This window comes from Megasphaera paucivorans, from assembly GCF_900103535.1.
Classification (GTDB): domain Bacteria; phylum Bacillota; class Negativicutes; order Veillonellales; family Megasphaeraceae; genus Megasphaera_A; species Megasphaera_A paucivorans.
This window is the reverse complement of sequence record NZ_FNHQ01000003.1, coordinates 12771-37838: the sequence shown is the minus strand read 5'-3', so window position 1 is coordinate 37838 and position 25068 is coordinate 12771. Positions and strand designations below refer to the sequence as shown.

Annotated in this window: 17 protein-coding genes; all 17 read left to right on the top strand. The window is 39.8% G+C overall.

Going from position 1 to position 25068, the window contains the following annotated elements; translation table 11 throughout:
• Window positions 1-12 precede the first annotated feature (12 nt).
• The 17 genes from BLR11_RS02175 (at window position 13) to sufC (ending at window position 25067) form a co-directional block, all read left to right on the top strand.
• Entirely contained in the window at window positions 13-1839 is a 1827-nt protein-coding gene (locus BLR11_RS02175; protein ID WP_091647792.1) for a DUF4127 family protein, read from the top strand.
• Between the two features lie 191 nt (window positions 1840-2030).
• Window positions 2031-3047, top strand: a complete 1017-nt coding sequence (gene mltG / locus BLR11_RS02170; protein WP_091647790.1) for an endolytic transglycosylase MltG — start codon at window positions 2031-2033, stop codon at window positions 3045-3047.
• Window positions 3044-3673: an O-methyltransferase gene (locus tag BLR11_RS02165; RefSeq protein WP_091647788.1), complete on the top strand. Its 630-nt coding sequence runs from the start codon at window positions 3044-3046 to the stop codon at window positions 3671-3673. The genes mltG and BLR11_RS02165 overlap by 4 nt, the downstream gene beginning before the upstream one ends.
• The gene (locus BLR11_RS02160) at window positions 3648-4868 is read left to right on the top strand and encodes a peptidase U32 family protein (protein WP_091647946.1); all 1221 of its coding nucleotides are present in this window, start codon (window positions 3648-3650) and stop codon (window positions 4866-4868) included. Before BLR11_RS02165 ends, BLR11_RS02160 begins: the two co-directional genes overlap by 26 nt.
• The gene (locus BLR11_RS02155; protein WP_091647787.1) at window positions 4865-5092 is read left to right on the top strand and encodes a DUF4911 domain-containing protein; all 228 of its coding nucleotides are present in this window, start codon (window positions 4865-4867) and stop codon (window positions 5090-5092) included. Before BLR11_RS02160 ends, BLR11_RS02155 begins: the two co-directional genes overlap by 4 nt.
• A gap of 310 nt (window positions 5093-5402) precedes the next feature.
• Window positions 5403-6569, top strand: a complete 1167-nt coding sequence (locus tag BLR11_RS02150) for a glucose-1-phosphate adenylyltransferase (RefSeq protein WP_091647785.1) — start codon at window positions 5403-5405, stop codon at window positions 6567-6569.
• Window positions 6566-7678: a glucose-1-phosphate adenylyltransferase subunit GlgD gene (glgD, locus tag BLR11_RS02145; RefSeq protein WP_176762838.1), complete on the top strand. Its 1113-nt coding sequence runs from the start codon at window positions 6566-6568 to the stop codon at window positions 7676-7678. Before BLR11_RS02150 ends, glgD begins: the two co-directional genes overlap by 4 nt.
• A 19-nt stretch (window positions 7679-7697) precedes the next feature.
• Window positions 7698-10136 carry a glycogen/starch/alpha-glucan phosphorylase gene (locus BLR11_RS02140; protein ID WP_091647783.1) on the top strand — a complete coding sequence of 813 codons (2439 nt, stop codon included), beginning with the start codon at window positions 7698-7700 and terminating at the stop codon, window positions 10134-10136.
• A gap of 17 nt (window positions 10137-10153) precedes the next feature.
• A complete protein-coding gene (gene glgB, locus BLR11_RS02135) occupies window positions 10154-12076 on the top strand; it encodes a 1,4-alpha-glucan branching protein GlgB (RefSeq protein ID WP_091647782.1) in 1923 nt (640 codons plus the stop codon).
• A 75-nt stretch (window positions 12077-12151) separates the two neighbouring features.
• The gene (gene glgA, locus BLR11_RS02130; RefSeq protein WP_245675053.1) at window positions 12152-13591 is read left to right on the top strand and encodes a glycogen synthase GlgA; all 1440 of its coding nucleotides are present in this window, start codon (window positions 12152-12154) and stop codon (window positions 13589-13591) included.
• A 73-nt stretch (window positions 13592-13664) separates the two neighbouring features.
• Entirely contained in the window at window positions 13665-17063 is a 3399-nt protein-coding gene (malQ, locus tag BLR11_RS02125) for a 4-alpha-glucanotransferase (protein ID WP_091647780.1), read from the top strand.
• Window positions 17064-17168: 105 nt separating this feature from the next.
• Window positions 17169-18395, top strand: coding sequence for an NAD(P)-dependent malic enzyme (locus tag BLR11_RS02120; RefSeq protein ID WP_245675052.1), 1227 nt, complete (start codon window positions 17169-17171; stop codon window positions 18393-18395).
• Between the two features lie 197 nt (window positions 18396-18592).
• Window positions 18593-20260, top strand: a complete 1668-nt coding sequence (locus BLR11_RS02115) for an ATP-dependent nuclease (protein WP_091647779.1) — start codon at window positions 18593-18595, stop codon at window positions 20258-20260.
• Window positions 20261-20297: 37 nt separating this feature from the next.
• Window positions 20298-22430 (top strand): DNA topoisomerase 3, encoded by a 2133-nt coding sequence (locus BLR11_RS02110; RefSeq protein ID WP_091647777.1) that lies wholly within the window; start codon window positions 20298-20300, stop codon window positions 22428-22430.
• 119 nt (window positions 22431-22549) lie between these two features.
• On the top strand, window positions 22550-23071 hold the full coding sequence (gene dcd / locus BLR11_RS02105; protein ID WP_091647775.1) for a dCTP deaminase: 522 nt from the start codon (window positions 22550-22552) through the stop codon (window positions 23069-23071).
• A gap of 61 nt (window positions 23072-23132) precedes the next feature.
• Window positions 23133-24122 (top strand): P1 family peptidase, encoded by a 990-nt coding sequence (locus tag BLR11_RS02100; protein WP_091647774.1) that lies wholly within the window; start codon window positions 23133-23135, stop codon window positions 24120-24122.
• Between the two features lie 198 nt (window positions 24123-24320).
• The gene (gene sufC / locus BLR11_RS02095) at window positions 24321-25067 is read left to right on the top strand and encodes a Fe-S cluster assembly ATPase SufC (protein WP_091647772.1); all 747 of its coding nucleotides are present in this window, start codon (window positions 24321-24323) and stop codon (window positions 25065-25067) included.
• Window position 25068 lies beyond the last annotated feature (1 nt).

Below are 25068 nucleotides of genomic sequence, written 5' to 3'. Positions count from 1 at the left end.
GAGGTGATTTAGTTGAAGTTGCTACATAAAGTAATACGTTTTGCTGTATTTGCAATGATATTGTGTACTGGACCAGCGGCATTAGCAAAAACCATTTTATATGTGCCGCAGGATAACCGACCCGTTGATCTTGCATATACCGTCAGCACAGCACAGGATGCCGGATATACAATTATTACACCGCCGCAGAAATATTTGTCGGGCAGTAATTTTAAGGGATCTCCGGAACAGCTTTTGCAGTGGGTTGATGCTCATGCCGGGGAAGCCGATGCTATGGTGCTTTCTGTAGATTCTCTTGTTTATGGGGGATTGGTAGATTCCCGTAAGCATAATATGGATATGGCAACATTAGTCAGGCGGATAAATGAAATTGAAAAAATTAAAAATAATCACAGCCATATTCCTATCTATGCTTTTAGTACTGTTATGCGCAGCCCTTGGGCCGGTGGACAGGGGGTAGAACCTGATTATTATTTGACGTATGGAAATGATATTTATGAATTATCGGCACTGCAGTCAAAAATGGACGAAGAAGGGCTGAACCCGCAGGAACGAACAGACTGGTTCAATATTGTACAACGTGTACCCATGGAATATCTGCAGGATTGGTACAATCGGCGTCGTAAAAATATGATGGTAAATCATATACTGATTCAGTGTGCCAAAAAAGGCATTTTTACATATTTTTGTCTGGGTCATGATGATAATTCTACTCATACACAATCCGCTTTGGAAGCAAAATACCTTGAAACGGAAAGCAAGGGAGTTTCTAATAACGTATATGGATCTTTTCCGGGGGCTGATCAGCTTGGATTGCTGCTTATCACGCGAGCAAGTAATGATTTTAACAATTATCATCCTAAAATTACCGTTATTTATCCTCTTGGCGGGGGTGCCAGGACCGTTCCAAGTTATGACGGGCAGGAAATTGGCAAGACAATTAAAGCGCACATTGAAGCTGTAGGCGGAGTTATTACCGATAAAGAACGTCCTGATTTACTGCTGGCAGTTAATACGCCGTTGACAACGCAGACTTCAGAGTCAGCTAATTTTGAAAACTTTCCGATTATGCTTGATTCTACGAAGGTATTTCTGGGACAAATCGAAAAAGCAATACAGGCGGGTATCCCGGTGAGTATAGTTGATATGGCTTTTTCTAATGGATCAGATAATACATTGGTTTATGGGTTATATATGGATAAAATTATGTATAGTTTAGCTGCCTATAATGGTTGGAATACGGCTAGTAATTCTGTGGGATACGGAGTTTCACAGGGAATTTTATCTAAATATATGACGGCTGATGCACACCAGCGTATGTTGACAACCCAATATCTTGATAATTGGGCATATCAAGCGAATGTCCGTGATTATATTACACGCATGCAGGAAAAAATCAAAAAAAATGAAGAGCCTCAATACTTTTCTACGATCAATGCAGAATTGCAGAGCCGCACCAAAGAACAATTGCAGCGATATGCAAAAGATTATCTTGGTGTTGATCCACGGACGATTCAAGTTACGTTGCCGTGGAATCGACTTTTTGAAGTCTATGTCGATGTTCGTGCCTTTCCGGATATTCCATTGGAATCACGAATACGGGAACAAATGCGTCAAGCGGAGAATGATCGAATCAAAGCGCAGGAGGATGCTGCAAAAGCAGCATTATCAGCGGCAAAACAATCTTCAAACAGTCAAAATACGGTGACAGCTCAAGCGGCTGTACAACAGTCTGCTGAAGCAGATGCAGATGAACAGCAGTCTGATTTACAATCACAGCAGATAGATCAGCGAGAAGAGTTGGCGCAACAGCAACGTATTTGGAGTCCGTCCAAGTAAATTTTGATAAAAAGGGGATAACGCCGACAAAGACTGTTTTTGTCGGCATTATTTTATTTTGATGAAATAGTATTGCCTATTCATAGTATTTTAAATATGAATATTTGCCACATACAATAATTTTACAGTATAATAGATACATTATGGATAAAAAAAATAATACACAAGAAGTTAATACAAGTGGATCAATCATGAAAAACCATACCTGGAATAAAAAACAAATTACCGTAACCTTAGTTTGCTGTTTTATTATTTTGGGAGTGGTCAGTGCAGAGGCAGCTTATTATGCACCTATTTCATTTTTAAAACCGGCAGAAGCGTATATAGAAGTTCACGATACGATGACTGCCGGTGAGATTGCCGCAGAATTACAAAACAAAGGGATTATTTCCAATACGTGGTGGTTTCGGGCAGTGGCAACTTTAACGGGAACAGCCAATACAATGAAACAAGGAGAATATCTGGTCAACAACCGCATGAGCCTGCATGATTTAATGGCAAAATTGGTAAGCGGTAAATCAGAAGCGGAACGCATTGTGATTCCTGAAGGATATACGGTTCGCCGCATTGCCCAAGTGCTCAATCAAAAAGGATTGGTGAAAGAGGCTGATTTTTTGTCGGCAGCGGCAGATACGAAAAACTTATACCCTTATATGTATGGAAATCGTGTAGTTACGTTTCCGTCAGAAGGTTTTTTATTTCCTGATACATATTTTATCCCGCGAGGGGCAACGGCAGATCAGATAGTAAAAATGATGCTGGATAATTTTGATAAGCATCTTACAGAAAATATGAGGGAAAGCGCAGACCAGCACAATATGTCAATTTATCAGTTTGTTACATTAGCCTCCATGGTAGAAAAAGAGGCACAATATGAAGAAGACCAGCCGATTATTGCCGCGGTATTTCTTAAACGGTTGAAAATCCATATGCCGCTGCAGTCTGATGCCAGCCTTTCTTATTCTTTAGGATCTCATAAATCAGCCTATAGTATAGAAGAGACGAAAATTGATTCTCCGTATAATACATATTTATATACAGGACTTCCTCCGGGACCGATTGGCAATCCCGGGGTAAACTGCTTGAAGGCTGTTGCCGAAGCGAAAGATACGGAATATTTGTTTTTTGTAGCAGACGCTAAGGGGCATAATCATTTTTCCCGGACCTATGAAGAACATATGCAGAATGTGAAGGAGTATATGCCTTGAAGGAGTTATTTGAAGAAATGAAAAAATATGCAGCAGCGCAGATGATTCCTATTTTACGTGATACGGAAGTAACTCTATTTTGCAGATTAATAGCGGAAGCGGCTCCGAAGCGTGTTTTGGAAATCGGAACGGCTATTGGGTATTCTACATTGCAGATGGTTCCGCTGCTGTCTGAAAACGGATCGATTGTTACCATTGAGATTGACAAGGAGCGCGCGTATAAAGCACGAGAATACATTGCACGAGCACATTGCGAAGATCGTGTTACACAATTGATCGGAGATGCCGCCGTTCTTTTAAATGATTTAAAAGGTCCGTGGGACTTAGTTTTTTTGGATGGGCCTAAAGGGCAGTATTCACGACAGCTTGTGAAATTAATTCCCGAACTGTCGCCGCGGGCAGTTATTATTGCTGATAATATTTTATATCATGGAATGGTACGCATCAAGGGACCGATACCTCATAAACATCGTACGATTGTTATGCGGCTTCGAGAATATTTACGAATGGTAACTCAGGATAAAAGATTTGAGACGACTTTTTATGAAAACGGAGACGGAATGACCGTTTCCTATTGGAAAGGATACGAGTATGCAGAAAATGGAATTATTGGCACCTGCCGGTAATATGGATAAAATGAAAATGGCATTGCTTTATGGTGCCGATGCTGTTTATTTAGGCGGGAAAGCTTTTGGATTGCGTGCCTATAGCGGCAATTTTACAGATGAAGAACTAAGAGAGGCTGTTTCTTTTGCACATTCCTTGAAAAAGAAAGTGCATGTAACCGTTAATATTTTTCCTCATAATGATGATTTTAAAGGCTTGCCGGAATATTTGGAATATCTGGACAGCATAGGGGTAGATGCTATCTTAGTGGCAGATCCGGGTGTGTTTTATCTGGCCAGAAAAATTGTTCCCCGGATGCCGGTTCATATCAGTACGCAAGCGAATACAACAAACTGGATATCGGCTAAATTCTGGCAGGAAGCCGGTGCCAAACGTGTGGTTATGGCAAGAGAAGTTAGTCTTGCCGATATAAAAGTTATTCACGAAAAAGTTCCGGTTGAATTGGAAGGGTTTGTACATGGTGCTATGTGTATTTCTTATTCCGGACGTTGTTTATTGAGTAATTATTTTACACAAAACAGAGATTCTAACCGTGGCCAATGTGTGCAAGCCTGCCGCTGGAAATATAATATTGTTGAAGAAACCCGGCCTGGTCAATATTTTCCTGTTACGGAAGATGATAGGGGAACCTATATTTTTAATTCGAAAGATTTGTGCCTGCTTCCTTATTTGCCTGCATTATATGAGGCAGGCTTATGTAGTCTGAAAATAGAAGGACGTATGAAAAGTGTACATTATGTTGCTACTGTAGTAAAAGTTTATCGGGAAGCTTTGGATGCATTTGAACGAGATCCTGAACATTTTTCTGTAAAACAGGAATGGCTGGATGAATTGGAGAAGATTTCTCACCGACCATATACGAAAGGGTTTTCTGTATCTCGTCCAACGGAAGCCGATCAAGTATACAGCCACTCCAGTAATACACAGACACATGAATTTATCGGTCTTGTTACTTCCTATGACAAAGAAAAAAAAATCGTATATTTGGAACAGCGCAATAATTTTAAAGTTGGCGATACCGTTGAGTTTTTACAACCTCGAGGGAAAAATGTGCATCATATTATTACAAAAATGATTGATGAAAAGAACGCGATTATTACTGTAGCGCCTCATCCGCAGATGAAGGTGGGTATTTATATTGATACGCCGCTGCAGCCGTATTCTATGATGCGCCGAAAGGTGGCAGAGTCATGAATCACGATTGGGTTTATTTTCGTATAAAACCAGAAAATATGACGTTTGTAACACGTATTATAGAAGGCTGCGAATACTTGGGAGTGGTTACCGCATTAGATGGCAAAAAAGGAATTGGATTTGTAAGAACTGTTATCGATACAAAAGAATTGACGAAAGAAATACTGATGTCGCTGCCTTTTAGAGTAGAACTTCTTGATGTAAATCAACTTAAAATAATATAAGCACTATTATGCAACATAAATGCAATATAAAAAAAGATACCAGATTTTTATACTATTTTTCGGTATCTTTTTTTTATTTTATTATTTGCTGCTCCTATATAGATTATCACTGGTATTATCGCATTTTTACCGTTATTAGTGTATAATAAATATAGAGATAAATCACGTTATAACGTAATTTTTAAATAATATATCAGGGAAAGAATACCGAAAAGTCAGAAGGGAAGAATGGAAATATCAAATATTGCAGTTGATAATTAAAAATATGTGTATCAAGTCGGTATGTCTTTCGGAATCAGGAGGCAATTCTATGAGAAAATCTAATTGTTTAGCCATGATACTTGCCGGAGGAAAAGGAAGCCGTTTGGGGGTTCTTACTAAAAACCAAGCCAAACCAGGACTGCTGTTTGGCGGAAAGTACCGCATTATTGACTTTACATTGAGTAATTGCCGTCATTCCGGCATTGATACAGTCGGCATTTTAACTCAATATCAACCGTTGGCACTGAATTGGTATGTAGGAAACGGAAGTTCTTGGGATCTTGATTCTGACCGTGGAGGAACTTTTGTGCTACCGCCTTATATGACAGATGACGGAACCAATTGGTATCATGGAACGGCTGACGCTATTTATCAAAATATGAATTTTGTGGATATGATTGGTTCCGATTATGTTCTTGTATTATCAGGCGATCATATTTATTCCATGGACTATTCGAAAATGCTGGCATTTCATAAAAAACATCATGCAGGTGTTACTATTGGCACGATTCGTGTCCCATGGAGCGATGCCAGCCGTTTTGGTATTATGACGACTGACGATAACATGAAAATACGTAAGTTTCAGGAGAAGCCGATACATCCGGAAAGCAATCTTGCTTCTATGGGCATTTATATTTTCAATCGAAAACTCCTGAAAACATATTTAATGGCGGATGCAAAGGAAATACATTCAGAACATGATTTTGGAAAGAATGTTATTCCTGCGATGCTGTCACAAAATCTGCCGCTGTATGCATATCCTTTTGAAGGATATTGGAAAGATGTAGGTACCATTGAAAGCTTGTGGCAGGCGAATATGGATTTATTAGCCGATGATCCACCTCTTGATCTGAATAATTCTGATTGGCGTATTTATTCCGGCAGTCAATCGCTGCCACCTCATGTCATTGGACCGCATGGCAGTGCCAGAAGCTCTCTTGTAGGGGAGGGATCTCAAATTTTAGGTACGGTGATACGTTCGGTTGTTTTTTACGGTGTTACTATTGAAGAAGGTGCAAAGGTGACTAATTCCGTTTTAATGCCGGGGACAAGTATTGAAAAAAATGCAGTAGTAGATAAAGCTATTATTGGCGAAAGATGTATTATTCAAAGTAATGCAGTTGTTCATAATGACGATGGTACCGTAATGGTTGTCGGTAACGATGAAAAGATAAAAGCGAGTGAGGGACAGATACAAGGAGACGTGATAGCATGAGCAGCCAAATCATTGGATTGATAAATCTCCAGGAAGATAATCCGCTGCGCGAATTGAATGAAAGACGTCCATTAGCTACTATGCCGTTTGGCGGAAAATTTCGCCTTATTGATTTTACTTTATCCAATATGGTAAACGCTGGTATCGGGGATATAGGAATTCTTCTTTCTGCAGAATCGCGTTCTGTATTAGACCACATACGTTCTGCTAAGGATTGGAATCTGGCCCGCAAGGGAGATGGCTTATTTTACTTGCCGCTGGAAGCACAAGATATTATTCATCCTATGGAGGGGGATGTTCGTACATATTATCATAATTTATCGTTTGTAGAGCGGGCGGTACAACCTTATATCCTGATTACGCGCAGTGACTATGTACAAAATATAGACTATGAAAAGGTTCTTCATTTCCATCGTCGGCATAATGCCGATGTGACTGTAATTTATCACCACCCGGCAACAGATATAACTGGCAATTTTTATATACTTGATACAGATGATAAAGACCGTATTACGGAGATAACTCCTAAAACGCATGTGAAAAGCGGTGAAAATGTCTATATGCGCGGAATCTTGATTGATTGTGAAATATTTAATCGATCTGTCCGTCTGGCATATGCCAAAGGGTATAAATTCATATTGACGGATATTTTAAAAAGAAACATTGACCGGCTGCGCGTTTTCGGTTTTAATTATCAAGGCTATACGGCTTGTATTCATTCCGTTCCTGCGTATTTTAATGCGAATATGGAATTACTGGATGTAAAAAAATGGCGCAGTCTCTTTCTTGATGGAGAAAGGCGGATATATACAAAAATAAAAGATGAAGCTCCGGCCAAATATATGGAGGAATCCGCTGTAAATAACTCACTGGTAGCGAATGGCTGTATTATTGAAGGCCGGGTAGAAAACAGCATTCTTTTTCGCAAAGTCCGTGTGGGAAAAAATGCGGTCATACGTAACAGTATCATTATGCAGCACTCTGCCGTTGGTGATGATGCACAGCTAAACTATGTTATTTGTGACAAAAATGCAAGTATTCAGTCAGAAGCTGTGCTGACGGGGACAAAACAAATGCCTTTATGTATTGGAAAATATTCGGTTATCTGATGTAAAGAGAGGTATGCGCATGAAGAAATGGAAAGATAAAGAAGAATTCAAAAAAATATTTATTCGTAAATCTCATGTAGCATGGGAAAAAGATGTGCGCGACCTTATACCAAACGAAGTATATCAGACCGTTGCATTTATGATTCGTGATTTAATAAGTGAAGATTGGATTAAAACCAATAAGATGTATGTAGAAAAGAAAGTTAAACAAGTATATTATTTTTCGATTGAATTTTTATTGGGAAGATTACTGCAGTCAAATTTGATCAGTGTTGATATGGAAACAGTTTGCCGCGAAGGATTGCATGATTTGGGTTGGGATTTGGATGCTATTATACCGGAAGAACGAGATCCGGGATTGGGGAATGGAGGATTAGGCCGTCTTGCAGCGTGTTTTGCAGATTCTTTGGCAGCTCTTCGTTTGCCCGGTCATGGATGTAGTATCCGCTATCAATATGGGTTGTTTAATCAACGTATTGTGGATGGACAACAAGTTGAACTTCCGGATAATTGGCTGGTAGATGGCTATCCGTGGGAAGTGAAGAAAGTAGATAAGGCGGTCAATGTATGTTTTAGCGGCAATGCGTATATGCGTCCTGACGGTGAGGGAAACTTGGAATGCGTATACGAAAATTATCACTCTGTCCGTGCTGTGCCGTATGATGTGCCTATGGTTGGCTATCATAATGATACCGTCAATACATTGCGGTTATGGCGTGCCGAATATACCCGAGAAGATGTATATCGTGTCTTGGCCAAAGGAAATCGACATGAGGCATTTCGCTATAAAGATAATGTACAGCTTATTTCTCGCTTTTTGTATCCGGAAGACAGTACGGAAGAAGGCCGCAGGTTACGGCTTATGCAGGAGTACTTTATGGTCTCTGCCGGCGTCCAAAGTATAGTCCGGCATTTTAAGCAGAAGATAAGCCCTAATATTAAAGTATTTGGGCACTATGTGGCCATTCATATCAATGATACGCATCCCGCTTTGGTTATACCTGAATTAATGCGGATTTTTATGGACGAAGAAGGGCTGCCGTGGGAAACGGCATGGGATATTACCACGGAAGTTGTAGCCTATACCAATCATACCATTTTGCCGGAAGCAATGGAGCGCTGGTCCATTCCCCTGTTTAAAGAATTACTGCCGCGCATCTATTTAGTCATAGAAGAATTAAACAAGCGATGGCTGCAGCAGGTACGGAATAAAAATCCCGGCGATGAGGCAAAAGCGCGTGAAGTGGCTATCCTTTGGGATAATCAGGTTCATATGGCTCATCTTGCCGTATTGGGAAGTCATAGTATTAATGGGGTGGCGGAAATTCACTCGCAAATATTGAAGGAATCTACGTTGCATGCATTCTATAGCTGCTTTCCCGAACGTTTCAATAATAAGACAAACGGAGTGTCTCATCGGCGATGGTTGATTCAGTCCAATCCACAGCTGGCACAGCTTATCGATTCAGCTATCGGAAATACATGGCGTAAACATCCCGAACATATGATACATCTCTCCGCATATGCAGCAGATACTGCTTTTCTGGAACAACTGGATCAAGTAAAAAGAATACGTAAAAATATACTTGCATCATATATTAAAGCGGAATATGATCAGCAAATAGATACAGACTCTGTATTTGATATACAAATTAAACGATTCCATCTGTATAAGCGTCAACTGTTGAATATTCTCCATATTCTCAATCTGTATTATGCATTAAAAGAGAATCCGAACATGGATATCGTTCCGCGCACATATTTATTTGGCGGAAAAGCTGCGGCAGGGTATGGCGAAGCAAAAATGACGATTAAACTCATTAATGTAGTTAGTAAAATGATTAATGGGGATCATTGTTTGGAGGGAAAATTAAAAGTACTGTTTTTAGAAAATTATAATGTTTCTTTAGCTCAACTTTTATTTCCGGCAGCCGATGTAAGCGAACAAATTTCTACGGCCGGTAAAGAAGCTTCCGGAACCGGCAATATGAAGTTTATGATGAATGGAGCTATTACATTAGGGACTATGGATGGCGCTAACGTAGAAATTCATCATGAAGTAGGTGACGATAACTGTGTTATTTTTGGACTGCGGGCCGATGAAGTGATGAAGTATTATGTTCACGGCGGATATTCATCTTGGGATTTATATCGTACAAATGAGCACATTCGCATGCTTTTGACACATTTAGTAGATGGTTCGTTGGGAAACGGCAATTATGCTTTCCAAATGTTATATGATTCTCTTTTGGATCGAAATGATGAATATTTTGTGCTGAAAGATTTTGATTCGTATTGCGAGGCACAGAAAAATATCGGCTGCCGTTATCAAAATCACTATAAATGGCTTCAGTCTAGTGCCGTAAATATAGCACATTCGGGATTTTTTTCCAGTGATCGGACGATTCGGCAATATGCACGTGATATTTGGCATATTAAACCTGTTGAAAGTACGTAGGTTTTGGAGGGGACATTATGAAATTAAGTGCAATCGATGACTACAGTACATTTTTATATCACCAGGGTACAAATTACAGCAGCTACCGTTTATTCGGTGCACATTTCACGTCTTATAAGCGCAAATCCTGTGTTCGTTTTGCCGTATGGGCACCTCATGCACAGCAGGTGAGTGTTGTCGGTGATTTTAATAATTGGGATGACCGGATGGATAGGATGACAGCTTCTTCCTATGGAAATGGCATCTGGGTTGCTTATATTGAAGGATTGCAGGAAGGCGATATATATAAATATGCCATTACAACATCTTCGGGAGATGTGATTCTTAAAAGTGATCCGTATGCCTTTGCGTCAGAACTGCGTCCGGGAACGGCTTCAAAATTGACGAAACTTCACTACCATTGGAAAGACAAAAATTGGCAGCGGGATTGCCAAAACTATGACTCTTACAAAAATCCCATGCTTATCTATGAAATGCATCTTGGATCCTGGCGCCGTAACGCGGCAGGCGATGTATTGACATATCGTGAAATAGCACAGCAGGTAGTCGCGTATGTAAAAGATATGAACTATACTCACATTGAACTCATGCCCTTGTGTGAATATCCTTTTGACGGATCTTGGGGATATCAGATTACCGGTTATTTTTCAGTAACAAGCCGGTACGGCAATCCTGAAGATTTTATGTATTTTGTTGATGTATGTCACCGCAATCATATCGGGGTTATTTTGGATTGGGTTCCCGGACATTACTGTCGTGATGCGCAGGGACTTCGCTTCTTTGATGGACAACCGGTGTATGAATCGGAAAATGAATTATTAGCGGAAAATCAAGAATGGGATACGATGAATTTTGATTACGGTCGTACGGAAGTGCAAAGTTTCCTTATATCGAATGCACTTTTCTGGCTTACGCAATTTCACCTTGATGGCTTGCGTATTGATGCTGTTGCTAACATGCTGTATCTTGATTACGGCCATGGTGCCGGTCCCTGGCAGTCTAATGCCTATGGCGGGCGCGAAAATCTTGATGCCATTGATTTTTTGCATAAGTTAAATACCGCTGTTTTTGCGGCGATACCACAGACACTGATGATAGCGGAAGAATCATCTGCATGGCCTCTTGTCACGAAACCGGTCGATGTAGGCGGTCTGGGATTTAACTATAAATGGAATATGGGCTGGATGAACGATATGTTAAAATATATGTCTCTGGATCCCATATATCGAAAGGAAAATCATAATTTGGTTACGTTTTCCTTATGTTATGCTTTTTCAGAAAATTTCATTTTACCCTTATCACACGATGAAGTTGTTCATGGAAAACGTTCTTTATTAAATAAAATGCCGGGAGATTATTGGCAGAAATTTGCTGGGTTACGAGCTTTTTATGCCTACTGGATGGCTCACCCGGGGAAAAAACTGCTCTTTATGGGATGTGATTTTGGACAATTTATTGAATGGAACTATAATGATAGTTTAGATTGGCATTTATTAGAATATCCGATGCACCATGCGCTGCATGATTATGTGAGAGAACTCAATGCATATTATCTGGAACATCCGGAGCTCTGGCAAGAAGATTGTGAATGGTCCGGCTTTTCGTGGATCAGCTGCGATGATTGTAATAATAGCGTGATTGCCTTTTATCGCAGGGGCAGGGAAAATAATCTGATGACTGTTGTCCTCTGTAATTTTACACCCATTGTTCGTCATTCCTATCGAGTGGGTGTTCCGGAAAAAGGGGTATATGCAGAAGTGTTTAATAGTGACGCGGAACGGTTTGGGGGTTCTGATGTATGTAACACAGATGCTTTTGTCAGTGAAGACATTCCTATGCATGGGCAAAATCAATCTATGGTGTTGACATTACCGCCATTAGCTGTTATATACCTAAAGATGCAGTCGGAAATAACTGATAATGGAACAGAAAAAATATAAAGAATAATGTGATAGTACATACAATAATTTTTTAAAATTTCAATCATAGAAAATTTTTGAAAAGAGGTGTTACCTATGATTAAAGTTTTATTTGTTGCTTCTGAAGCAGTGCCATTTGTTAAAACCGGCGGGTTAGCAGATGTTATGGGCGCATTGCCAAACGTATTGGCATCTAAGGGAATGGATGTTCGTCTGGTGATTCCTAAATATAGCCAAATTCCCGATTCTTACAACGATGAAATGCAGGAAGTGTACCATGGTGTTGTAAATTTAGCTTGGCGTCAATTATATTATGGCGTTGAAAAAATTGAAAAGAGTGGAATGACCGTTTATTTTATTGATAATGAACAATATTTTAAACGAGATCGTTTGTATGGTTTTGATGATGATGCAGAACGGTTTGCGTATTATAGCCGGGCAGTTTTGGCAATGCTGCCAAAAATCGGATTTCAGCCGGATATTATTCATTGTAATGATTGGCATACAGGTCTTATCGGTGTTTTTTTAAAAGAAGATTTTTATCGAGATTCCTATTATAAAAACATAAAAGTTGTGTATACTATCCATAATTTAAAATACCAGGGGATATTTTCTCCGTCAGTAGTAGAGGATATAATGGGGTTGCCGCGAAAACTTTTTGATAACGGAAATCTTGAATGTGACGGATGTGTTAATTATATGAAAGCCGGTATGGTGTACGCTGATCATATTACTACCGTGAGTCAGACATACGCACAAGAAATTGCATACCCTTATTTTGGCGAAAAGTTGGATAGCTATATTCGCCTGTGTAAGCATAGACTGACCGGGATTATCAATGGGCTTGATGAAACAATATATAATCCGGCAAAAGATCCGTTTATTCCTTTTACCTATACCAAAAGCAACGTGTTCAGCCGTAAAGCTGCTAATAAAGAATCGTTGCAGGAACGTCTGGGACTTCCCGTCAATCGTAATATTCCTATGCTTGCTATTGTATCCCGTCTTATTGAAGATAAGGGGATGGATTTAATAATGCGTATTATGGATGAATTGATGATGGAAGAGGTACAGCTCATTATTTTAGGTACTGGCGATTGGCCGTATGAGGAGGGGTTTCGTCATTTAGCCCAGCATAATCCGACAAAAGTTTCGGCAAATATTCTTTTTGATGAAGGATTAGCTCACTGTGTATATGCGGCTTCAGATTTATTTATTATGCCATCACGATATGAACCTTGCGGACTGAGTCAACTTATTGCTTTAAAATATGGGACGATTCCTGTTGTCAGAGAAACAGGAGGATTAAAAGATACGATTATTCCTTTTGACAAATATACGAATACAGGAAACGGATTAAATTTTCAAAATTTTAATGCCCATGAATTATTGTTTACAGTGAAACGAGCGTTAAGTTATTATGCCGATTCTCATTTATGGAAGTATCTCGTTCATAATGCGATGACAAGCAAATACGGCTGGCGTAAGTCGGCGGATAAATACGAAGAATTGTACACTCATATTTTAAATACATGATCAAATAGATCAATACCCCCTTGACCAAATTAAGCATATGGTGGGGGGTATTTTAGAAAAAGGAGTTCTGAACATGGACCTATATTTATATCATGATTCACGGAATCCGGTATATAAATCAATATTTGGCGCTGTCCGTACAGGTAAAAAACTTACATTACGAATTTCTGCCAACCTAAAAAATGAAAATACCTGTTTGATTACGCTGCGTACTTGGAAAAGCAATGAAGGAGAACATAAAATACCCATGGCAGAAAAAGGCGGATTTTACGAAGCCGAAATTACCATGCCTGAAGAAGGGGCACTTTTATGGTATTATTTTATTGTCCAATATCAAGGAAACACCGTATATTATGGTAATAATAAGGAACAACTTGGTGGAGTAGGCGCTGTGTATACACAAGAGCCGCCATCATACCAAATTACCGTTTATGATAAGGATGTTCATACGCCGGATTGGTTTAAGAATGCGATTGTGTATCAAATATTTCCAGATCGATTTTGTCGGAGTGAATCATCGACTGCCAAACTTTTTGGGAAAAAAGGGGCTGTTATTCACAGTGATTGGAATGATATACCGCACTATTGCAAAGATAATCAAGGAAATGTTGTGCAATATGATTTTTTTGGCGGCAACTTAGCTGGAATAAGAAAAAAATTAGACTATCTCAAGATGCTGCATGTCACAGCGGTATACTTGAATCCAGTTTTTGAAAGCAGCAGCAATCATCGATATGACACAGCCGATTATCATCATATTGATCCTATGCTGGGAACAAATGAAGAATTTTCTCGCTTGTGTGCAGATGCTGAAAAAAAAGGCATACATATTATTTTGGATGGTGTATTCAGTCATACAGGCGAAGATAGCATATATTTTAATAAATTCGGACACTACCCTGAAACAGGAGCGTATCAATCGAAACAATCCCCGTATTATGATTGGTATAGGTTTATCGATTATCCTGACAAATATGAGTCATGGTGGGGTGTAAAAGCGCTTCCCAACGTAGCCGAAATGACCCCGTCTTATTTGGACTTTATTATTAATAATAAAGATAGTGTCCTTACGTATTGGCTGGAGCGGGGAATCAGCGGCTGGCGTCTTGATGTGATCGATGAACTTCCGGAAACCTTTTTGCGCAAATTTTATCATACACTAAAAAAAGAAAACGCACAGGCTGTTCTGATCGGCGAAGTGTGGGAAGATGCGTCGAATAAAATGAGTTATGGAGAACAACGAGAATATCTTTGCGGCAAGGATATGGACAGTGCCATGAATTATGCTTTGCGGGCCATTATGATAGACTTTATTTTGGAACACAAAGACGGCAGACGTACGGCAGAAGAAATATATCGGCAGATGGAAAATTATCCGCAGGAAAATTTTTATGCTATGCTGAATCTTATTGGCAGCCATGATGTAAAGCGGATTTTATCTATTCTTGGTGCAGATGGCGGAACCGCTGTTTTGACAGCTTCAGAAAAATCGGAAGCACGTCTTAAAGTACTTTGTACATGGCAGATGACAATGCCAGGTGCCCCATGTATTTATTATGGGGATGAAGCTGGGGTAACCGGTGATGTAGATCCTGATAATCGCAGAACGTATCCATGGGGAAATGAAAATACACGTATTTTAGAATGGTATATACAGCTCACCACCTTGCGGAGTCATAATGCTGCTTTACGGACCGGACGCTTTATTCCTCTTTATGGAAATGGCGATATTTATGCATATGCCCGTAGTATTGAAGGCGGTATGGATGTGTTTGGAAAAAAAGCAGAAGATGGTTTTTTTATTATCGTCATGAATCGGAATACCACTGCAATACGGTCTATTAGTATGTATACAGATGGATTGGCCTATGGTAAGTTATATGATGCCTTTGAGCCCAATCGAGTTCCTATCTGCACAGTAAACAGCCGTTTTACTGTAACCTTGCCGCCCCTTGGTGTTACGGTATTGAAAGGCATGGATGAAATAAAAGAAAAAAGGGCCGGAATCTTATGCCATCCTACGTCATTTCCTTCCAGCTATGGTATGGGCGATCTAGGAAACGAGGCAATGCAGTTTATTGATTTTCTTTCTCAAGCGGGGCAGAAGGTATGGCAAATTTTACCGCTTACGCAGCCGGGAGAAGGAAATTCCCCCTATGTATCTATGTCGGCTTTTGCCGGGAATGAACGATTGATTTCATTGGATAAATTGGTCACGATGGGATGGCTGAAAGAAAAACGTTTTCTGGAATTTAAGCGGCAGATATTGCAGGCTCATACATATGAAGAAAAATGGCAGTGCAAAAAGATGTGTTTATGGGATATGTCGCATGATCCTGATTTAGTAATTCCTTGGAATGATTTTGCGGCATTCTGTCAGAATAATGCAGATTGGCTTGAAGAGTATGCCATATTTTCGGCAATACATGATTTTTATCAAGGGAATTCATGGACTCAATGGCCTGATGATATACGGAATCATGAAGCGGCAGCCATTGAGTACTATAAAAAAGAATTATCAGCCACCCTATCTCATAATAAATTTATGCAATATATTTTTCATATGCAATGGCAGGAAGTACGGCAATATGCCGCAAGCAAAGATATTGCAATTTTAGGTGACATACCAATATTTGTTGCTCATGACAGTGTAGACTGCTGGGCTCATCAAGAGTTTTTCGATTTAGACGAACAGGGATATTTGCGTCACGGAGCAGGTGTTCCGCCTGATTATTTTTCTGCCGATGGACAAGTTTGGGGGAATCCATTGTACCGGTGGGATACTATAGCTGCGGATCAGTATGAATGGTGGATCAAGAGATTTCAACGTGTGTTAGCTATGGTTGATGAAATACGTATTGATCATTTTCGCGGATTTGCATCTTGTTGGGCTATTCCTGCCGGTTCACATACTGCCAGAGACGGAAAATGGGATCCCGGCCCAGGAATTGACCTGTTTCGAGCGATATACAAAAAAATTCCTAATATTCAATTAATAGCAGAAGACTTAGGATTTATAACGGATGATGTCTGTGAATTAAAAAACAAATTAGGTATCCCGGGGATGAAGATTTTGCAGTTTCATATGAAATACCGATCAGATGGCCGCTATAGTTTTGATACAGAACCGGATTGCGTTGCTTATACAGGTACACATGACAATAATACGTTGCTTGGATGGTATACGGAGGAATTGGATAGGTATCAGCAGGAACAGATGAAAAATGCTTTGGGATTAGAGAAAAATGCTTCTGCAGAAGAAATTGTATGGTCTTTTGTATCGTATGTATACAGCCGAAGGGCAAAGACCATTATAGTGCCCCTGCAAGATGTCTTGTGTTTGCCGTCAGCGTGTCGTATGAATCGCCCCGGCATCAGTCATGGACAATGGCTGTGGCAGGCAGAAAAAGGACAACTGACCGACATGTTGGCACAGAGACTTGCAATCTTGTGCAAACAGTACGGCAGATGAGAAGATAGTTGCATTTCTGTATAATATGTGATACAACTAATATCATTCCATAGAAATATAGTAACTGTACTTGGAATGGGAGACAAATGAAAAGAGGGGTTTTCTTTGCATAATAACGATGATGAAGCATTAATGCTGCATAAAAGATTAGCGGGTAAGTTAAACATAGGCAGCAAAGTAGCAGCTAATTCAAAAAAATCTTTATCCTTGCTGTATACACCGGGGGTGGCAGCACCTTGCCTAAAAATTGCTGAAGATGAAGCACGGTCATATGAATATACTGGACGTGGAAATTATGTTGCTGTAGTCACGGATGGCAGTGCGGTTCTTGGACTGGGAAATATTGGACCGCAGGCAGGTATGCCGGTCATGGAGGGGAAATGTCTTCTTTTTAGTGAATTTTCCGGAATAAATGCAGTTCCTCTTTGTATTGGAACTCAGAATGTGGAGGAAATTATTCGATTTGTACAGCTGCTGGAGCCATCCTTTGGTGGTATCAATTTAGAAGATATTAGTGGCCCTCGTTGTTTTGAAATTGAAAGAAGATTACGGGAAACGATGCATATTCCTGTATTTCATGATGATCAGCATGGAACTGCGATTATTGTGCTGGCGGGTATTATTAATGCGTTGCAGTTTGTTAACAAGCCGGCAGCGTCGGCAAAAGTTGTTATTAATGGCGGAGGTGCCGCGGGTCTTAGTATTGCTAACTTGCTTTTAGAATATGGGATAAAAGATATTATCATTTGTGATATTCATGGGGCCCTTTGTGAAGGGGATGCAGATAGTAATCCGGCTCAGGAAAAAATGGCTGAAAAAACCAATATTCGTCATGAACATGGAGATTTAGCACATATTTTAAAAGACAAAGATGTTTTTATCGGCGTTTCAAAAGGAGGAATTGTATCCCCTGCAATGATACAATCTATGGCGGATAATGCAATTTGCTTTGCTATGGCAAATCCTATTCCCGAGATTTACCCGCAGGAAGCGAAAGCGGCAGGAGCACGTGTAGTTGGATCGGGGCGTTCGGATTTTCCCAATCAGGTGAATAATGTACTTGTATTCCCCGGTGTATTTCGCGGCGCATTAGATTGTCGTGCTGCTGATATCAGTGAAAAAATGAAATTGGCTGCGGCAAAAGCTATTGCAGCAGTTGCAGAAAAAGATGGATTGCGTGAAGAATATATTCTACCCGATGCCTTTGACAGCAGAGTAACGATAAATGTTGCTGCAGCGGTTGCCGAAGCAGCAACACAGGAGGGCATCGCTGGAATGCCAATGACGTTTGCAGAAGAAGTGGAAAAAGCAAAATCTTTTATGAAAAAGTAAGATAGATAACTGCAGCTGTATTCTCATAGATAATTAAGAGGATACGGCTGTATTTCTTTTTGTCTGCTGCAGTAATTATGGTAAGATATATAATGTATAGAGAAATAAAAAATCACATGTCTATTTTAAAAAATGGATTTACTGGTTTATGTCGAATAATATATACATAAGAATCTTGATTGAAAGTGGGTGATAATGTGTATATAAAATATATGCGTTTACAGAATTATCGTTTATTTAAAGATGTAGAAATGAACTTTCATGAAAGAGCAAATTATCTCGTGGGAGAAAATAATATTGGTAAGAGCAGTTTTTTACGCTTATTATCGCTGATAAGTTCCGGTTTTGGCATTTTAGAACATGACTATGCTGATACAAATCTTCCTATTGTAATTATTGTCGAAATATGTTTATTGGATGACACATCAGAACATTTTTTTGATAGTGAAGAAGGGGTGCCGGCCCAGGTGCGTCTGCGCATGGAAAAGCGGGTGGATGAAATTTTTCCGCGTTTATACAATGATATAGATAATTCACAGCTGCCGCTTGATTTAATTCGACGCATCCGATATATTTATCATTCAGAAACGCGAAACGACGATTATCTTGTTTCTGACGAAATATATAATTTATTAAAAAATGATATACTTAAAAGTGGACAAATTGAAGAATTCAGGCCTTCTCCCGATATGGTCCAATTCATTCGTCAGCAGGAACGGTATAGTGAATATGATACTTCTTTTTATATGAATGTATTGGTGTTGTCTAAATTGTTGAGCCGTCAGGATCGGCCCAGAGCGGATAATTTAAAATTCATTTCTCTTGTAGCCTTGAAGATTTTATCTCAAATATATGTAATGTATCACAGTAAAGCCGTTCCTTTTGAACATACGATTATTGTAGACAGCAAGGGCAAACGATTTTTGTCTATATTTGTGGCGATAGATGAACCGGAAATACATTTGCATCCTTATATGCAGCGATCTATTTTGACATATTACAAACAATTGCTGCAGAATGAGGATCCGGCTTTTTGCTGTATTCTGAAATCACTGTTTAATATAGATGGGCTGCGGGGACAGATGTTTATTGTTACGCATTCGACAGATTCGCTAGTGGATGATTACCGTAATATCATTCGCTTTTACAGAGACAAATGTGGATGTGTTCAGGCTGCCTGCGGTGTAAATTTCCACTTTAATGAAGAAATAGAAAAACATCTGATTATGCATTTCCCGGAAGTAAAAGAAGCACTGTACTCGCGCAGCGTTATTATTGTCGAAGGGGAAACGGAATATGGATGTTTCCAGCTTTTTGGCACGACATTGGAATTGCGTTTTGATTATTATGGCATTTGTCTTATTAATGCGCGCGGAGAAAGCTCTATATCTAAAATCAAAAAATTACTGCAGTATTTTAAAATACCTACAGTGGCACTTTATGATGCAGATGTAAAAGGCAGCCGTGAGGCGGAAAAAAATGTTTTTTTTACAGACGAAATTTGTTTTGAAATGGATCTCGCAAAAGCTATGATTGACAAAGGAAAACGACGGATTTTAGATCATATCATTTATACAGCCGGAGGTACCCATGGCAAAGCAACGGCGGATATGCTGAAAAAAGCTTGCCGTAAGCTGGATATGAATTACCATAATTATCCGCCGAGAATGCTGGAGAATGTAAATCCTCGCAATGTAGAGGCTATGTACGTGTATTATTTTTCTTGGCTGTATAGCAATAAAGGGGTTATTTTAGGCCGCCTTATTGGGCAATCTCTTACAAAACAGGAAATACCGGCTTCTTTTACCCGGGTAATTAAAGTTGCCGGTCAATTAGCTAAAGTTGATTCGAATCAAGATTGTTGAATATAGTATATGTATTAAGAAATAGGAGTTGCGTACGTTGCGTATCTTTATTGCAGAAAAACCGAGTATGGCTAGGGAATTAGCCAAATGTCTGCCACCGCCGCAGCACAAGAAAAAAGGATTCATTGAAACCGGAGACGGTATTGTTACTTGGGCTTACGGGCATGTATTACAGCAGGCAGAACCACAGGATTATGATATAAAGTATAAAACATGGAAAGCGGAAGATTTGCCGATTGTGCCGAAAGAATGGAAACTGTTGGTCAGCCCGAACAGTAAAGAACAATTCCAAACGATCTGCAATCTGATTACTCAGGCAGACAGCATTATTAATGCAGGAGATCCGGATAGAGAAGGTCAGCTTTTAATTGATGAAATATTAGATTATGTAGGGAACACCAAGCCGGTACAACGGATACTTCTGAATGCTCTTGATGAAAAGAGCATTCAAGAATCTTTGGCGGATCTGCGGAATAATTCTGATTTTCTCCACTTGAAAGAATCCGCATTGGCTCGCAGCCGTGCGGATTGGCTTATTGGGATGAACTTATCACGGGCATATACATTGGCTGCGCGGAGGCAGGGCCATCGCGTTGTTTTTCCTATCGGCAGAGTCAAAACTCCAACATTGGCACTTGTTGTGCGGCGTCAGCGGGAACTGGATCATTTTGTTCCTGTCGAGTATTTTATTGTAAAGGCTGTGTTTATTCATGCCAACGGAAGTATTACTGCGCAGTGGCAGCCGAAGGATACGCAAACAGGGATGGATTCTGAGGGACATATTATTGAAGAAAAAGCAGCTCAGGCACTTATTGATCGGTTACATAATAACCCGTCAGGAGTAATTCAAGAACGAAAAAAGACAAAAAAGAAGGAAGCGCAGCGTCTTCCCCTATCATTGTCATCCCTGCAGGTTTTAGCAGGCAAACGCTATGGATATGATCCGCAGCAGGTATTGGATGCAGCACAGCAGCTTTATGAACGAAAACTTACGACATATCCCCGCTCTGATTGTGAATATCTGCCATGCAATCAATGGAAAGATCGTTCTTCTATTATACGTAACTTACAAAGCAACCAGGCTGGAAAATTATCAGAGTGGACTGAAAAGGCTGATCTTTCTATTAAAAGCAGGGCATGGAACGATAGTAAAATCACAGCGCATCATGCCATTATTCCCACGACGGTTTTTTGTGATTTTTCTAAATTGACATCACTGCAGCAGCATATTTATTATCTTATTGCGCAGTCATACATTGCACAATTTTATCCGTTGTATGAATATGATCAGACTCGTATACTCGTTGAAGCGGCATCAGAACTGTTTGTGGCCCATGGAAAAGTAATTACTGTATTGGGATGGAAAGAACTATATACATCTGATAAGAATGATGTCGAGGAGGAAGAAAACGACGACGGACTGCCTGTTGTAAAAAAAGGAGATACGGTTGTCTATCAAGATGGGCTTGTGGATAAGAAAACAACGAAACCGCCGTCGCGCTTTACGCCATCTACGCTGTTGGCGGCAATGAAGGAAATTTATAAATATGTTAAAGATGATTCTTTAAAGAAAAAACTAAAAGAGGTACAGGGCATTGGAACAGAAGCGACACGGGCTACTATTATTGATGAACTGATAAAACGAAAATTTTTAGTAGAAGAAGGGAAAAAAAGATATTTGAAGCCGACAGATAATGCATATCTGCTTGTAGATGCATTGCCTGATGAAATGGTATATCCCGATGAAACAGCTGTTTGGGAAGATCGGCTATATAAAATGAGTGAAGGGAAAGATCAACTTGCTTCATTTCTGCAGGATCAAATTATATTTTTAGAAAAACTTGTTGCAAGAGCCAGAGAAGTAAAAATTGTTAGCAAAAATATGAATAAAGATCAGAAAATATGTCCGCAATGCGGTGCGGTCATGGTTTTACGGCATGGCAAGTACGGCGACTTTTTTGGCTGTACCATGTATCCGAAATGCCGATATACAGAACAAATGACAGCCCCGTTAAAAGAAGAAGAAAAAAAATATAAATGTCCTCGCTGCCATGATGGGTATTTTATTTGCCGCACGAGTTCTTACGGACGCTATTGGGTATGCAGCGAACCTGCTTGCAATACAACTTGCAGTGACGTAGAGGGAAAACCAAGCATATTTGCAAAATAGTGATACTTAAGATGGGGGCCTTTAGAAACGGACTGTTGAAAATAATAATGGAAAAACCATGACAAGTACTGTTTTTTTGTATATAATTTAGAGTATATTAAACCACGAGGTGACAGTGTATGATATTGTCCGGTAAGGAAATTGTTAAACATATAGGTGAAAAAATCATTATTGATCCCTTTGATCCTAAACGAGTTAATCCTAACAGCTATAATTTGTCTTTATATAATCATCTTATGGTTTATGATCATCAGGAATTAGATATGGCTCAGTCAAATTCTGCTTCTGATATTATTATTCCCAAAAGCGGCTATGTGCTGCAGCCTAATAAATTGTATCTGGGACGGACGAACGAATATACGAAAACCAATGGATATATTCCCATGCTGGAAGGGCGTTCCTCCGTTGGAAGATTGGGCGTATTTATTCATGTAACTGCTGGGTTTGGAGATGTCGGATTTGCTGGATATTGGACATTGGAGATTTTTTGCGTGCAGCCTATTCGTATATATCCGGATGTGGAAATTTGTCAAATATATTATCATGATATTGATGGTGAATATGACACCTATAAATCTGGCAAGTATCAAAATAATCATGGGATTCAGACAAGTATGCTTTATAAGGATTTTCAAAAATAATCAATAAAAGGAGCATATCTATCTTAGATATGCTCCTTTTGTGCAGGAGGGTGATAATATAATGAAAGAAATAAAAATCCAAGATATGAAAAATTTTCGAATAGGCAGCAGTGAAAACCGTAAAGCTGGCACGGGATGTACGGTTATCATATGTCCGGAAGGTGCTCCCTGCGGTATTGATGTCCGGGGAGGAGGTCCTGCCAGCCGGGAAACAGAATTACTTAAGCCGGTTGCTGCCTGTGAAAAGATACATGCTATCGCGTTATGCGGTGGGAGTGCGTTTGGGCTTAATGCGGCAGGCGGTGTTATGAAGTATCTTGAAGAGCATGATATTGGTTTTGAAACGAGATACGGCAAAGTACCTCTGGTGTGTGCTTCCTCTATATTTGATTTAGGTTGTGGTGACAGCACGGTACGGCCGGATGAGGGAATGGGGTATGCCGCTTGTTTGGCGGCAGAACAAAACGATATACAGGAAGGAAATCATGGTGCCGGGACGGGCGCAACGGTTGGAAAACTTTGGGGAGCCGCTTACATGATGAAATCGGGGCTTGGCATATATGCTGTAGAAGCCTGGGGACTTCAAGTCGCAGCTGTTGTTGCTGTTAACGCCGTAGGTGATGTATATGATCGGAGCCGCAATTGTATTTTGGCGGGAATGCTTAATAAAGATAAAAACGGATTTGCTTGTTCGGAACGGATTCTGATAGAGGATAGAGATACGCCGAATCTCTTTTCACAGAGAGCACAAGCACATGCAACGAACACTACTATAGCAGCAATTATTACGAATGCAGCTTTTGATAAGACGGCAATGAATAAAATTGCTGCTATGGCGGGTAATGGCATGGTACGCGCTATTTCACCGGTTAATACAATGGCTGACGGGGATTCTGTGTATGCTGTTTCTGTCGGTACTGTTACGGCAGATATTAATATTGTCGGAACGTTAGCGGCTTATGTTTTGGAAAAAGCCATTGGCCGTGCCGTATTATATGCCGATTCTGCATATGGAATTCCAGCAGTAAAAGATTTGCAATGGAAGAAATAACACAGGTATGATTGTATTAATTGGCAAATGTGTTTAAAAACTATTTGTTTCATTTGAAGCAAATAGTTTTTTTTTATAAAAACATCACTAAAAAAGTTGACATTCATACTGCATTGGAGTAATCTATGTATGATAAATGTATAGCAATTTTGTCCATTTTAAAAATGTAATAATAAATAACTAGTAGGAGTGATTACTGTGAGTGAATTACTGAGAGTAGAAGGCCTGAAAGTTGCTGTTGAAGGCAAAGAAATCCTCAAAGGACTCGACTTAACAATTAATACAGGAGAAACACATGTTATTATGGGGACGAACGGAGCTGGGAAATCAACATTGTTTAACGCCGTGATGGGAAATCCCCAATATGCAGTTACCGCAGGCCGTATATTTTTTGAAGGCAGGGATATAACAGATCAGCCTGTTAACGAAAGGGCTAAAGCAGGCATCTTTATGGCGTTTCAATCACCAATAGCGGTTCAGGGGATTTCTGTAGAAAACTTTATCCGCAACGCTAAAAGTACTGTTTCCGGTGAACCACAGCGAATTATGCCATTTCGCAAAAAAATGCATAAACAGATGGAAGGTCTTATGATGGACCGTTCCTACGGAGATCGCTATGTCAATGATGGATTTTCCGGCGGAGAACGCAAAAAAACAGAAATTTTACAAATGTGTATGCTGGAACCTAAATTGGCTATGTTGGATGAAATCGACTCGGGTCTTGACGTGGATGCTGTCAGAATAGTTTCAGAAGCTGTTTCCGAATATCATAATGAAAGCAATGCTATTCTTGTTATTACACATCATAGCGAAATATTGCAAAAACTGATTCCTGACTATGTGCATATTCTCATTAATGGACGTATTGTCAAAACCGGCAATGCCAAACTTATTCAGGAAATTGAAGCTAATGGCTACGATGCCTTTAAAGAACAAGCTAAATAGG